Consider the following 14,124-nt stretch of genomic DNA (forward strand, 5'->3'; position numbering starts at 1 on the left):
ATATGTCAGCGTTGCAAGAACTACCTCGAGGCTCGTCTTCATCTGTTGGCGAAGTCGATGAACCCAAGTCTTATCATCGGCGAATCAGCCAAGTACTGCTTGATTCAAAACCCGTTTCCCCAGCCGACACATTGTTGGCCTTCGAACAGCCTGTCAGTGTTTATCCGCACTGGTATCTCAACGCGCGAAAAGTCGACCGCGAGTACCACAAGGACCTGTTTCAACGACGTTGGTTGTTGCAAGGGCAACTGGATGAATTTATCGGGACATTGCAACAGGATGTTCGGGACTTCTCCGAGCCCCTGCTGGTGAAAGCATTAAAAGACACATTGAATGTCGAACTGGACGTTCGGACGGCTGAGTTACGTTTATACGTTCCCGATAAACTGATGTTGGGTATCGACAGGGGCGCTTATCACTTCAGGCAAGTGACCTTGCTGGATGCGGCACTGCATAACTTTGAGGCCGCAGAAGCTGAACCGACGGCATTTGCTGACGGCTCCGGGGTGTTCACCCGCGATGCCGAGGGCGCGCCGCTGCGCCATGCCATGACCGTGGCGCAGTTCGTTACACTGTGTCGCCAACTGGATATCGGGGCGCAGTACCAGGCGCATCTGAAGGATGTCATGACCCCTGCCGCCGCACCCGCCAGGGTCGCGCTGCAGCAGCAATCAATGGACAGTGACAAGGCCGTGTTCAAGCTGTCGGCGATGACAGCCTACCTCAAGGGCGACCTCACTTCCCACGCGTTCGGCCTGACGCTGCAGGTGCACGATGGCAAGCCCGATCGCCAGCTGTATGGCCGGCCCATGCTCAATCATCGGCTATCGCTGATGGGCTTTCAGCTGACCGGGATTACGCTGTTCAGCTCCGTGGGTGAACCAGCCTGGGCCAAAAAAGCGGTAGACGCGCTGTCGGGGCCGCTGCTGACGTCGCTGCTGGACCTGTCGCAGGAAATCCCCTTTCTTCCGGGCCAGGAGTACGAGCAATTCAAGTTGCTCAAGGCGTTTTTCGCCAATGGGCCCAAGGGCCTGTCCGAAGAGCTGGCGCGTCGGCAAGACGCCTACACGCACAGCCGTTTGGTGGGTAATCTGATTGTTTACATCCCGGACGATCCCGAACATCCGTTGAGGGAGTACAGCTCCTTCACCGACTTCATGAAAACCCTGATCGGCCAACTGCGCGACCCTGATTACCAGCGCTTTTTCAGTCGTTTTGTCGCCCAGGAAGACAAGGGTTTATTTTTCAGGCGCGTCAACGAACGCCTCAAGACCTTCACCTGGCAGCAGCGCAGGCCACTGGACATGGGCCCCTGGTGGCGCGAGACCGCCGTGGAAAATCCCCATGCCGAGCCGCTCACCCACGTGATCCCCGGTAACGTGTGGAATCATCTTTACAGCGTTCGCCGGAACAAGCTGATCGCCGACGCTCGGCAGATCGCGGTGCCCACCGGTGATGAAGATGCCCTGAGCCGCTGGAAGCGCCTGACCAGCTACCTCGACATCGGCTGGAATGTATTCAACTTCGCCGCGATGCTGGTGCCGGGGCTGGGTGAAGCGATGCTGGGCATCATGGTCGCACAGGTGCTCGAAGAGCTGGCCGAGGGGATTGAGGATTGGAGCAGGGGTGATCGTGAAGAGGCGTCGGGACACATCATTTCGGTGATCATCAACGGCGCGCAATTGGCGATGATGGGGGCCGGTCATGTCTTGCCCGCAGGAAGGCTGACGCCGATCAGGCCTTCGCCGCTGCTCGACAGCCTGCAAGCCGTCGACCTGCCGGATGGCCAGGCCAGCCTGTGGAAGCCTGACCTGGCGCCTTATGAGTACGGTATGCCGTTGCCAAAAGATGTCCGACCGAACGACGCGGGTCTGTATCAATATGACGACCAGAGCGTGTTGTCGCTGGAAAAGAAACGCTATCGGGTGGCATCCGATCCGTTCTCGGGGCAGTACCGTATCGAACATCCTGCCCGCCCCAATGCTTACCGGCCGCGGGTTGCCCACAATGGTGCTGGCGCCTGGATCAGCGAGCTGGAGCAGCCATTGACCTGGGACGACGCCAAGGTCTGGCGGCGGCTGGGGCCTTCCATGGAGGCGTTGCCGCCTGCGACACAGGCGCAGATCCGTACCGTCAGCGGGGTAGATGCCACCGCGTTGCGCAGGCTGCATGTCGAAAACGAAAGCCCGTCTCCCTTGCTGGCCGATACGCTCAAGCGTTTCAAGGTTTATGCCCTGGCCGAGGATTTCAGCCGGCAGATTCTGAACAGCCAGGTGTCCGAAGAACTGGAAAGGTTTGTACCAGCCCTGATCACCGAATTGCCGGGGTGGCCTGCCACCCGGGCCATTGAGCTGGACAACGGGTCAGCGCTTCCTGCAGTCCCGATCAAATACGGCTTCGTCGATGCCTCGGCAACACAGACCATCAGGGTCAGCATCACCCAGCTCAGAAACGGACAACTGCTTGAGCGCGTGCTGGACTCGCTGGCGCCTGGCGAGCTGCGCGAACTGCTGGGCACGCAACTGAGCGATGATAGGGGCGTGCGACTGGAGGCGTTGCGCTCACGCCTGGCCATGCATGCCGAACGCCAGACCCGACGCTTGTTTGATTCCCTGTACAAAACCGGCGAACAGACGAGCGAGGGCTCGTTGAGGGTGCTCAAAGGCGAGTTTCCAGCGTTGCCCGTCAGTGTCGGCCAGCGCTTGCTGGAGCAGGCCAGCGCCGAAGACTTGAGGTTCATCACGCAAAAAGGCCGGCTGTCACTTCGGCTCAAGGCGCAGGTGCGACAGGCGCTGGCGGAGGTGCGGGTGGCTCGGGCCGTTGAAGGCCTGTATCTGCAGGCGCTGGCCAGTGAAGACACCGAACGACTGGCCCTGCACAGCATTGCTGCCTTGCCGGGCTGGTCGGCTGAGGTGCGTATCGAGGTCCGCGAACTCACGTTCAACGGCCGACTCAGTGACAGTGTCGGTCCGCCGGACGCATCAATCCGCAAGGTGTTACTGCGTAAAGAAGAGGGCACGTTCGAAGCCCGCGATGAACAGGATCAGCACTTGCACGGTGCTGACGACCTGTATGGTGCGCTATTGCACGCCTTGCCCGACGGCGAGCGCAAGGCGCTGGGCTACGAAATCAATCAAGGCGCCCAACTCAAGGCCGCCGTGCGACAGGCGCCTATGGCTCACGACGAGTTGGCGCCGGTGCTGCGCGACGCGCCCCTGCGTAAACCGTCTTACGATCCACAGACCATGAAGTTGCGTGGCGGCATGCAAGGTTATCGTCAGGTTCCCGGATCGGCGAGTGTGCGTCATCGCGCCAGTCACCTTTACCCCGGGTTCTCCGAAGAAGAGCTCGATGCGTTGATGCAGAAATTTCAGCAAAAGGGCATTGCCCTGGAACAGCAGATCAGCGCGCTGGAGCAGGAATTCAACGAACTGAACTTCAAATTCCAGGTATGGGTGAATACCGGAACATTGAGCCTGCGCGCCGGCGCCAGGGCTGAGTGGGCGGCGCGAAATCGTATCTATGCAGCGTTTCGCCACTGCTGGCAACGTACCGGGCCGCGAGGGTTGGAGGCGATTGGCGAGGATCATCCCCAGCATCTTGAACTCGGCACTCATGACCTCGCCAGGCATCTGCCGGACATGCCACCGCTCACGGCCAACTTCGATCACGTCACGGGTTTGGGCCTCGATGCCAATGCCCTGCAGGATCAACACACGGAATTTCTAAGCCACTTTGGCAACCTGCGTCACTTGAGCCTCAGGGGTAATCTGTTGACCACGCTGACGCCGCGCATTGCGGGCATGAGGCATCTCACCACGCTGTTGTTGAGCAACAATCAGATTGTACTGACTGCGCAATCGGTGGCCTGGTTGAGGGGGCTGACGCACATGGAATCCCTGGCGCTGACGGGCAATCCCCTGGGCTTGCTGCCGGACGTCAGCCGGATGCCGAACCTGAGCGTGTTGCAAATGGGCCGCACCGGCGTGAACAGTTGGCCCACCGGGTTTCTTCTGCAATCACGACCGCGCCATTTTTTTCTGGACTTGCGTGAAAATCCGATCAGCCGGATCCCCGAAGTCGCGCCGGGATCGTTTCGTGCGGAGTTGCTGGCGCGCACGCAAATCAGTCGATCCTCGCGCTGGATATCCGCCGAAAACCTGCGCAAGTTCAAGCTGTACATCGAATCGATGGGACTGGATCCCGAACGCCCCTATGCGCCGCAGGGTCCGATTGACAGCATCGACTGGAGTACCGGCCTGAGCGAGCCGCAATGGCAAACCCGGCAGCCCGGCTGGGACGGTCTGGAGGACGAGTTCGGTTCGGAGTGGTTTTTCAACAGGCTCAAGCAACTGACCAGGACTGCGGATTTCAACGCTGGCGGGGCCTATCGAGCCGACCTCACCACCAAGGTCTGGCGCATGATCGAAGCCATGGCCGAGAATGCCGAGCTGCGGGAAAAGATATTTACCGAGGCCGTGGCGCCCACCGAGTGCGTCGACGGGCTGACCGAATGGTTCAACGCCATGGGTACTGAGGTGATGATCCATGAGGCCTATCAGTTGGCGAATCCGGACCTGGTCAAGGCTGCTCTGGTGCGCCTGGCCAAGGGCAAGACGCGGTTGCTGGAGATTGACCGGATTGCCCGCCGGCATATCTCCGCCCGACTGGCGGCGGGAGAATCGATGCGCCGGGTTGATGCTGATGATGACGTCACCGGGACCATCGACGAAGTCGAGGTTCATCTGGCCTACATGACAGACCTGGCGGAGCGCCTCAATCTGCCCTGGCAGTCACGCGGCATGCAGTTTCGCGACCTGGCCGGTGTCACCCCGGTCATGATCGAAGATGCGTACCAATGGGTGCTGGCGCTGGAGGAGGGCGACCTGCTGCGCAATTCGATTGCCCAATTGCCGTTCTGGAAAGCCTATGCAGAGGGCAGCAATCGGCAGCTATTCAAAGCGCTCAGGCGCAAGCTGGAAACGCTCACTGATTTCAAGATCGCCATGGATGAGCGGGTCAATACCACCGATCTCACACCGCAAGCTCGCGAGCGCCTGAAGGAGCGTCTGCGGGTATTGGCCGCCGGGCTGGGTAAGCCGGACAGTGTCATCGCGCCGGGTGAGGTCATGACCGATGACGCTTATGACAGCGAATACCAGGCGGGACTCGACGATGTCGATCAACTGCTGAAAAAAGTGACCCAGGACGCTATGGATCTGGCCAGGCTGGAGAGGGATGATGCGCCGTTCACGCGCTGACACACCGGCTGATCGCCAGTGATTGAGCAAGCCCCGATGTACAGGCACTGTTGTGCATCGGGGCTTATTTTTTGCAGCGTTAAAACAGGAAGTAGCGCTGGGCCATAGGCAGGGTTTCTGCCGGTTCGCACCACAGCAGTACGCCGTCGGCCTTGACCTGATACGTCTGCGGGTCGACGTCGATGTCAGGCAGATAGTCGTTGTGGATCAGGTCGGTTTTCTGCACGTCGCGGCAACCTTTGACCACGGCGATTTTCTTCTTCAGCCCCAGGGCTTCGGGCAGGCCGGCCTCCTGTGCGGCCTGGCTGATGAACGTCAGGCTGGTGGCGTGCAGCGAGCCGCCGTAGCTGGCGAACATCGGACGATAGTGCACCGGTTGTGGCGTCGGAATCGAGGCATTGGCATCGCCCATCAAACTGGCCGCGATGGCGCCGCCCTTGAGAATCAGCGTCGGCTTGACGCCAAAGAATGCCGGGCGCCAGAGCACCAGGTCCGCCCACTTGCCGACCTCGATCGAGCCCACTTCATGGCTGATGCCGTGGGTGATCGCCGGGTTGATGGTGTACTTGGCGATGTAGCGTTTGGCGCGGAAGTTGTCGTTGTCTTCGCCATCGCCAGGCAGTGCGCCGCGCTGTTTTTTCATCTTGTCGGCGGTCTGCCAGGTGCGGGTGATGACCTCGCCGACCCGGCCCATGGCCTGGCTGTCGGAGCTGATCATCGAGAACGCGCCAAGGTCGTGGAGGATGTCTTCGGCGGCAATCGTCTCGCGGCGGATGCGGCTTTCGGCGAAGGCCACGTCCTCGGCAATGCTCGGGTCCAGGTGGTGGCAGACCATCAGCATGTCGAGGTGTTCATCAATGGTGTTGCGGGTGAACGGCCGGGTCGGGTTGGTTGAACTCGGCAGCACGTTGGCAAAACCGCAGGCCTTGATGATGTCCGGGGCGTGACCGCCGCCCGCGCCTTCAGTGTGATACGTGTGGATGGTGCGGCCCTTGAAGGCGGCGAGGGTGGTTTCGACGAAACCCGATTCGTTGAGGGTGTCGGTGTGGATCGCCACCTGCACGTCGTACTGATCGGCCACGGTCAGGCAGTTGTCGATACTCGCCGGCGTCGTGCCCCAGTCCTCGTGCAGCTTGAGGCCGATGGCCCCGGCCTTGACCTGTTCGATCAACGGCTCCGGCAGGCTGGCGTTGCCCTTGCCGGTGAGTCCGATGTTCATCGGGAAGGCGTCGGCGGCCTGCAGCATGCGCGCCAGGTGCCACGGCCCCGAGGTGCAGGTGGTGGCGTTGGTGCCGGTGGCTGGCCCGGTGCCGCCGCCGATCATGGTGGTGACGCCGCTCATCAGCGCTTCTTCGATCTGCTGTGGGCAGATGAAATGGATGTGGGTATCGACTCCGCCAGCGGTGAGGATCATGCCTTCACCGGCGATCACTTCGGTACTGGCGCCGATGGCCATGGTCACGCCGGGCTGGACATCCGGGTTGCCGGCCTTGCCGATGGCGGCGATGCGCCCGTCCTTGAGCCCGACGTCGGCTTTGACGATGCCCCAGTGATCGACGATCAGCGCGTTGGTGATGACCGTGTCGACCACTTCGTGTGCCAGCAACTGGCTTTGGCCCTGGCCGTCACGGATGACTTTGCCGCCGCCAAATTTCACTTCTTCGCCGTAGGTGGTGAAGTCTTTTTCCACTTCGATCCACAGCTCGGTATCGGCCAGACGGACCTTGTCACCGACGGTGGGGCCGAACATGTCGGCGTAGGCTTGTCTCGAAATCTTCATTCATTCGCCTTGGAATTCAGAAAGTTTGAAATCGTTCGCTGCGCTCACTATCGCGGGCAAGCCCGCTCCCACAGGGAAATGCGATCAACTGTGGGAGCGGGCTTGCGCGCGATGAGGGCAGAGCAGACGACGTAAATTCTAGAGATCACCCATGATCTTGCCGGCAAACCCGAACACCCGCCGATGCCCCGCCAGGTCCACCAGTTCAACCTCGCGACTCTGCCCCGGTTCGAAGCGCACTGCGGTGCCGGCGGGGATGTTCAGGCGCATGCCGCGGCTGGCGGCGCGGTCGAAGGTCAGGGCGTCATTGGTTTCGAAGAAATGATAGTGCGAGCCGACCTGGATCGGCCGGTCGCCGCTGTTGGCCACTTTCAGGCTGACAGTGCGACGGCCGACATTGAGTTCGATGTCGCCGGGCTGGATCTTGTATTCACCGGGAATCATCCATTCGCTCCTTGCAGAATCTTGTAGTAGAGGGCCGTCGGTCGGTATTTCCCGTCCGGACCGCAAGCGTAGTCGGGAATTTCACCCGCGCGGGTGTAGCCCAGTGCCTGGTAGAAATCTTCGGCAGGGGAGCCGGCTTCGGTATCGAGGTAAAGCATGCCGCGCTTGTACTGACGGGCGGCCTGCTCCAGGGCACTCATCAGTTGCTGGCCCAGACCCCGACGGCGGGCGTGCTCGCGTACCAGCAGCTTCTGTACTTCGGCGCGGTTCAGGCCATTGGCTTTCTGGCACAGGGTCAATTGCACGCTGGCCTCGACCTGCTCATCGCGAACCACGACCCACAGCAACACCTTGCCCTTGTTCAGATCGGCCTGGACGTCATCGAAATAGGCCCGGGCCTGTGTGGCATCCAGGTCGGCCATGAAACCGACGCTGGCGCCGTAACCCACGGCATCCAGCAGTAAATCAATCAATCCCTGACGGTAATGTGCAAAGCTTTCAACATTCACGCGGCGCAGCTGGGCGGCGTTCATCGGGTGTCACTCCTTGTGGGTTGTGGGCGGCTCCGCGCCAGGGTTGAGGGTCAGTTGCATGAAAGTCAGGTCCAGCCAGCGACCGAACTTGGTGCCCACCTGGGGCATTTGCCCGGTAATGCTGAAACCGGCGCGCTCATGCAGACGAATGGAAGCGGCGTTGCCACTTTCGATGGCGGCGACCATTACATGCTTGCCGCAGCCTTTGGCGCGTTCGATCAACGTCGCCATCAGTTTCGGGCCCAGGCCGTTGCCGCGCTGGTCGCTGCGCACGTACACCGAGTGCTCGACGGTGTGGCGAAAGCCGTCGAACGGCCGCCAGTCACCAAATGAAGCGTAGCCCAGCACGGCGTTCTCCCCATTGACGATCACCAGAATCGGATAAGCCTGGGCCTTGCGGGCGCTGAACCACGCCTGGCGGTTGCCCAGGTCCACCGCCTGTTCGTTCCAGATCGCCGTGGTGTTGAGCACCGCGTCGTTGTAGATGTCGCGGATCGCCGGCAGGTCGGCATGCAACGCATCGCGAATGAGATAAGTCATGACGCGGCCTCAGGCGATGGGTTGGTGAACGGTGACCAGTTTGGTGCCGTCGGGGAACGTCGCTTCGACCTGAATCTCCGGGATCATCTCCGGGATGCCCTCCATCACTTGTTCGCGGGTCAGCAGGGTCGTGCCCAAATGCATCAACTCGGCCACCGTCCGGCCGTCCCGGGCGCCTTCGAGCAGGGCGGCGGAGATGTAGGCCATGGTTTCCGGGTAATTGAGTTTCACGCCGCGAGCCAAACGCCGCTCGGCGACCAGTCCGGCAGTGAAGATCAGCAGCTTGTCTTTTTCGCGTGGGGTCAGGTCCATTTGCAATCCATCAGGGCAGATTAAAAAGGTATTGGGCGCTGTAAACACAGGCACCCTGTGGGAGCGACGGTGAATTGCATTTCAGGTGCTCCATATTCTTGGAGCGACGGCTTCGCGGCCCAGCAACGCAGGCCGCAGCAACCGCCACAGATCAATCAGCCAGCCACGAGCCAGCAGCGCCTCAGCGGCCAGGCACCGAGCCACCAACAGCCCGGGCAGTTGCGTCAGATCCCCACGCACGGCATTGGGCAGAGCGCGGCACTGCTCCAGCAATTCGCTATCAATCTCGCCAGTCACCAGCAAGGTCGCAAACACCGGTTGCCCGTCCAGGCCAATCGGTGATTCCAGCAAACCGTCATTGCCGACGATGCGCTGCCGTTCATGCCACAGCAACTGACCGTCGCGGCGGATATCCAGGTGCGCCTGGAAATGCCCGAGGTCAAAACGCTCGCCGCTGGCCGGTCGGCCCAGCGCCACCACGTCCCAGTAAAACAGCCGGGCGTCGCCTTGCAGCTCAATCGAGGTGCTGAGCTCGGCCTGGGCGGCGCTGAAGATAATGGTTTCCTGCGGCAGCCATTCCAGGGTCGCGCCCGCGGCGACTTTCAGGTCGAGCGTCTGATAAGCCGGCCCCGCCGCGCGATACCACTTGGCCGCGCCGGGGCTGGTGATTTGCGCCCAGGCATCAACGCCGACACTGGCGGAAATCGCCAGCCGGTCACCCCCGGCAATACCGCCGGGCGGGTGCACGATGATGTGCTGGCATACCTCGGGGCCTTCGGCGTACAGGTGCTTTTGCACCCGCAGCGGGCCTAGATGGCGGCGTTGCACCGGGCGCGTCGTATCGCCGAAGCGGGCGTAGCCCAGCTCCAGCTCGGCGTGCCAGCTGGGGGTGAACAGCGTGATGGGGACAGGTGAATTCATAGGGTCTTATTATCGTTAGGACGCTACAGACTAGATCGTAACCAGCCCGCGCACACCCTCGGCTTGCATATTTTCTCCGCGACCTTGCTGCACGATCTCGCCCCGGGACATGACCAGGTACTGATCGGCCAACTCGGCGGCGAAATCATAGAACTGTTCCACCAGCAGAATCGCCATGTCACCGCGCGCGGCGAGCTTCTTGATCACTGCGCCGATTTCCTTGATCACCGATGGCTGGATGCCTTCGGTCGGCTCGTCGAGGATCAACAACCGTGGACGACTGGCCAGCGCCCGGCCTATCGCCAGCTGTTGCTGTTGCCCACCGGACAAGTCGCCGCCACGGCGTTGCTTCATTTGCAACAGCACCGGGAACAGCTCGTAGATGAAGGCAGGGACTTCCTTGGCTTCGGAGCCGGGAAAGCGGGACAGGCCCATCAACAGGTTTTCTTCCACGGTCAGGCGGCCGAAGATTTCCCGACCTTGCGGCACATAGGCGATGCCGGCATGGACCCGCTGGTGCGGCTTCAAGGTGGTGATCGGTTTGCCTTCCCAGTTCACCGCGCCTTCTTTGGCCGGCAGCAGGCCCATCAGGCATTTGAGCAGAGTGGTCTTGCCGACGCCGTTACGCCCGAGCAGGCAGGTGACTTCGCCGACCTTCACCTCGAAGCTCAGGCCGCGCAGGATGTGGCTACCGCCGTAGTACTGGTGCAGCTTTTCGACTTGTAGCATCTCAAATTCCTTCTGTTCCACGCAGAGCCCTGTGGGAGCTGGCTTGCCTGCGATGGCGGTGGGGCAGTCCACATTCATGTTGGATGTGCTGGCCTCATCGCAGACAAGCCAGCTCCCACACGGGTTATGTGTTCGCAGTACTAGCGACCGAGATAAACCTCAATCACTCGCTCATCCGCCTGCACTTCTTCCAGCGAGCCCTCGGCCAGCACGCTGCCCTGATGCAACACTGTCACATGGTCGGCAATCGAGCCGACGAAGCCCATGTCATGCTCCACCACCATCAGCGAGTGCTTGCCGGCCAGGCTTTTGAACAGCTCGGCGGTGAATTCGGTTTCGGCGTCGGTCATGCCCGCCACTGGCTCGTCGAGCAGCAGCAATTGCGGGTCTTGCATCAACAGCATGCCGATCTCCAGAAACTGCTTCTGCCCGTGGGACAACAGCCCCGCCGGGCGATTGACCGAGGCGCTCAGGCGGACGGTGTCCAGCACTTCGCTGATGCGGTCCTTTTGTTCGCCACTCAAGCGCGCCCGCAGACTGGCCCATACCGACTTGTCGGTTTTCTGCGCCAGTTCCAGGTTCTCGAACACGCTCAAGGCCTCGAATACCGTCGGTTTCTGGAACTTGCGACCAATGCCGGCCTGGGCGATCTGCACTTCGCTCATCTGCGTCAGGTCCATCGTTTCACCAAACCAGGCCTTGCCGTGGCTGGGCCGGGTCTTGCCGGTGATCACGTCCATCAGCGTGGTCTTGCCTGCGCCGTTGGGGCCGATGATGCAGCGCAGTTCGCCGACGCCGATGTACAGGTTCAGATCGTTCAGCGCCTTGAAACCGTCGAAGCTGACGCTGATGTCTTCCAGGGTCAGGATGGTGCCGTGGCGGGTGTTCAGGCCTTCGCCGGCCGCCTGGCCGAGGCCGAGCGCATCGCGACTGGTGCCCTGGTCCTTGTTCGGTTCAAGAATCGGCTCAAGCATGAATTCCGCTGTCGCAGTGACTCTCATTGCTCACCTCGTTTCTTCAGCAAGCCGATCACGCCCTTGGGCAGGTACAGCGTCACGACGATAAACAGCGCGCCGAGGAAGAACAGCCAGTATTCCGGAAATGCCACGGTGAACCAGCTCTTCATGCCGTTGACCACACCGGCCCCCAGCAACGGGCCGATCAGCGTGCCGCGCCCACCCAACGCCACCCACACGGCGGCTTCGATGGAGTTGGTCGGCGACATTTCGCTGGGGTTGATGATGCCGACCTGCGGCACGTACAACGCCCCGGCCAAGCCGCACAACACCGCACTCAACACCCAGACAAACAGCTTGAACCCGCGAGGGTCGTAGCCGCAGAACATCAGGCGGTTTTCCGCATCGCGCAGCGCCGTCAGCACCCGGCCGAACTTGCTTTGCGCCAGGCGCCAGCCTATGAACAGGCTCGCCACCAGCAACACCACCGTGGCAAAAAACAGCACCGCGCGAGTGCCTGGTTCGGTGATGCCAAAGCCGAGAATCGAGCGGAAGTTAGTGAAGCCGTTATTGCCGCCAAAGCCGGTTTCATTGCGGAAAAACAGCAGCATCCCGGCGAAGGTCAGGGCCTGGGTCATGATCGAGAAATACACGCCCTTGATCCGCGAACGGAAGGCAAAAAAACCGAACACCAGCGCCAGCAACCCCGGCGCCAGTACCACCAGGCACATCGACCAGAGAAAGCTGCTGGTGCCGGTCCAGTACCACGGCAATTCGGTCCACGACAGAAACGTCATGAACGCCGGCAAGCCATCGCCCGACGCCTGGCGCATCAAGTACATGCCCATCGCATAACCGCCAAGGGCGAAGAACAGGCCGTGGCCCAAAGACAGCAAGCCGGCATAACCCCAGACCAGGTCCAGCGCCAGGGCGACGATGGCATAACAAAGAATCTTGCCCACCAGCGTCAGCGTATACGCCGAGACGTGAAAAACGCTGATGGGCGATAACAGCGACAGCAGTGGCAACGCCAGCAGCAACACGAGAATGACGGCGCCGACAGCGATGGTGATTTTTGGTCCGGCCTTCTGCGTGGCTGTGACTAGAAGAGGTTGGTTCATCAGTCGATCACCCGTCCTTTTAGTGCGAAGAGGCCTTGCGGACGTTTCTGGATGAACAGAATGATCAGCGCGAGGATCAGGATTTTGCCGAGTACCGCGCCGATCTGCGGTTCCAGAATCTTGTTGGCTATCCCTAAGCCAAACGCGGCGAACACGCTACCGGCCAGTTGCCCGACACCGCCGAGCACCACCACCAGGAACGAGTCGATGATGTAGCTCTGCCCCAGGTCCGGGCCGACGTTGCCGATCTGGCTCAGGGCCACGCCACCAAGCCCGGCGATGCCCGAGCCGAGGCCGAACGCGAGCATGTCCACGCGCCCGGTGGGCACGCCGCAGCAGGCGGCCATGTTGCGGTTCTGGGTCACGGCGCGCACGTTGAGCCCCAGGCGCGTCTTGTTCAGCAGCAGCCAGGTCAGCACCACCACAAACAGCGCAAACGCGATGATCACGATGCGGTTGTACGGCAGCACCAGATTGGGCAGCACTTGAATCCCGCCTGAGAGCCAGGCCGGATTGGCCACTTCGACGTTCTGTGCGCCGAACACCAATCGCACCAGCTGAATCAGCATCAGGCTGATGCCCCAGGTGGCGAGCAGGGTTTCCAGTGGGCGGCCGTAGAGATGGCGAATCACCGTGCGCTCCAGCGCCATGCCGATGGCGGCGGTGACGAAAAACGCTACCGGCAACGCGATTAACGGGTAGAACTCGATGGCCTGCGGGGCGAAGCGCTGAAACATCAACTGCACGACGTAGGTCGAGTAGGCGCCGAGCATCAGCATCTCGCCGTGGGCCATGTTGATCACACCCAGCAGGCCGAAGGTGATCGCCAGCCCCAGCGCGGCCAGCAGCAGAATCGAGCCCAGCGACATGCCGCTGAACGCTTCGCCGAGTATCTCGCCGATCAGCAGTTTGCGTTTGACCTGCACCAGGCTGGTTTCGGCGGCGGTGTGCACGCCGGCATCGGTTTCGACGCCGGGTTCGAGCAAGCCTTCAAGACGGGTGCGTGCCAGCGGGTCGCCGGTTTCACCAAGCAAGCGCACAGCGGCCAGGCGCACCGCCGGATCCGTATCCACCAGTTGCAGATTGGCCAGGGCCAGGCTCAATGCGGCGTGAACGCGTGCATCTTTTTCGCCAGCCAGTTGCTGGTCGAGGAATTTCAGCTGCGCCGGTTTGGCGCTTTTCTGCAATTGCTGCGCGGCGGCCAGACGGCTTTTGGCGTCGGTGGCGAGCAATTGGTGGCTGGCCTGGGCGGTGTCGATCAGACCCCGCAGGCGGTTATTCAGGCGCAGGGTTTTCGGCTGGCCGTCGATGGTCAACTCGCCTTGTTGCAGGGCGTTGATCAGCTCGACACGGGCCGGATCGGGCTGCGCGGCCCAGGTTTCCAGAAGCCTGGCTTGCTGCACGGGATTGGCGGCGACGAAGTCTTCGGCGTCACCGGCATCAGCGCCCATTGGCAGCAACAGTGCGATGGCGAATATGAGACGGTAAAGGGCACTAAACATGTCATTGGCCTTGCGCGGACAATGT

Annotated in this window: 11 protein-coding genes; 1 reads left to right on the forward strand and 10 read right to left on the reverse strand. The window is 61.4% G+C overall.

The window, feature by feature from the left end:
- Positions 1–134: 134 nt before the first annotated feature.
- Positions 135–5,261, forward strand: a complete 5,127-nt coding sequence (locus POF45_RS19175) for an NEL-type E3 ubiquitin ligase domain-containing protein (protein WP_282316415.1) — start codon at positions 135–137, stop codon at positions 5,259–5,261.
- A 79-nt stretch (positions 5,262–5,340) separates the two neighbouring features.
- Here POF45_RS19175 and ureC read toward each other — a convergent pair whose 3' ends face one another.
- The 10 genes from ureC to urtB form a co-directional block, all read right to left on the reverse strand.
- Entirely contained in the window at positions 5,341–7,041 is a 1,701-nt protein-coding gene (ureC, locus tag POF45_RS19180) for an urease subunit alpha (RefSeq protein ID WP_259498871.1), read from the reverse strand.
- A 138-nt stretch (positions 7,042–7,179) separates the two neighbouring features.
- Positions 7,180–7,485: an urease subunit beta gene (locus POF45_RS19185; RefSeq protein ID WP_282316417.1), complete on the reverse strand. Its 306-nt coding sequence runs from the start codon at positions 7,483–7,485 to the stop codon at positions 7,180–7,182.
- A complete protein-coding gene (locus tag POF45_RS19190; protein WP_259498873.1) occupies positions 7,482–8,018 on the reverse strand; it encodes a GNAT family N-acetyltransferase in 537 nt (178 codons plus the stop codon). Before POF45_RS19190 ends, POF45_RS19185 begins: the two co-directional genes overlap by 4 nt.
- A 6-nt stretch (positions 8,019–8,024) precedes the next feature.
- Positions 8,025–8,558, reverse strand: a complete 534-nt coding sequence (locus POF45_RS19195; protein WP_259498875.1) for a GNAT family N-acetyltransferase — start codon at positions 8,556–8,558, stop codon at positions 8,025–8,027.
- Positions 8,559–8,567: 9 nt separating this feature from the next.
- Positions 8,568–8,870, reverse strand: coding sequence for an urease subunit gamma (ureA, locus tag POF45_RS19200; protein ID WP_282316419.1), 303 nt, complete (start codon positions 8,868–8,870; stop codon positions 8,568–8,570).
- Between the two features lie 81 nt (positions 8,871–8,951).
- A complete protein-coding gene (locus POF45_RS19205) occupies positions 8,952–9,791 on the reverse strand; it encodes an urease accessory protein UreD (RefSeq protein WP_259498878.1) in 840 nt (279 codons plus the stop codon).
- Positions 9,792–9,821: 30 nt separating this feature from the next.
- On the reverse strand, positions 9,822–10,520 hold the full coding sequence (gene urtE / locus POF45_RS19210) for an urea ABC transporter ATP-binding subunit UrtE (protein ID WP_259498880.1): 699 nt from the start codon (positions 10,518–10,520) through the stop codon (positions 9,822–9,824).
- A 140-nt stretch (positions 10,521–10,660) separates the two neighbouring features.
- The gene (gene urtD, locus POF45_RS19215; RefSeq protein WP_431978610.1) at positions 10,661–11,521 is read right to left on the reverse strand and encodes an urea ABC transporter ATP-binding protein UrtD; all 861 of its coding nucleotides are present in this window, start codon (positions 11,519–11,521) and stop codon (positions 10,661–10,663) included.
- Positions 11,518–12,597 carry an urea ABC transporter permease subunit UrtC gene (gene urtC / locus POF45_RS19220; RefSeq protein ID WP_259498882.1) on the reverse strand — a complete coding sequence of 360 codons (1,080 nt, stop codon included), beginning with the start codon at positions 12,595–12,597 and terminating at the stop codon, positions 11,518–11,520. Before urtC ends, urtD begins: the two co-directional genes overlap by 4 nt.
- Positions 12,597–14,099 (reverse strand): urea ABC transporter permease subunit UrtB, encoded by a 1,503-nt coding sequence (gene urtB, locus POF45_RS19225; protein ID WP_282316420.1) that lies wholly within the window; start codon positions 14,097–14,099, stop codon positions 12,597–12,599. Before urtB ends, urtC begins: the two co-directional genes overlap by 1 nt.
- Between the last annotated feature and the right edge of the window lie 25 nt (positions 14,100–14,124).

The sequence above is a fragment of the Pseudomonas fungipugnans genome (assembly GCF_029955235.1).
Lineage (GTDB): Bacteria > Pseudomonadota > Gammaproteobacteria > Pseudomonadales > Pseudomonadaceae > Aquipseudomonas > Aquipseudomonas fungipugnans.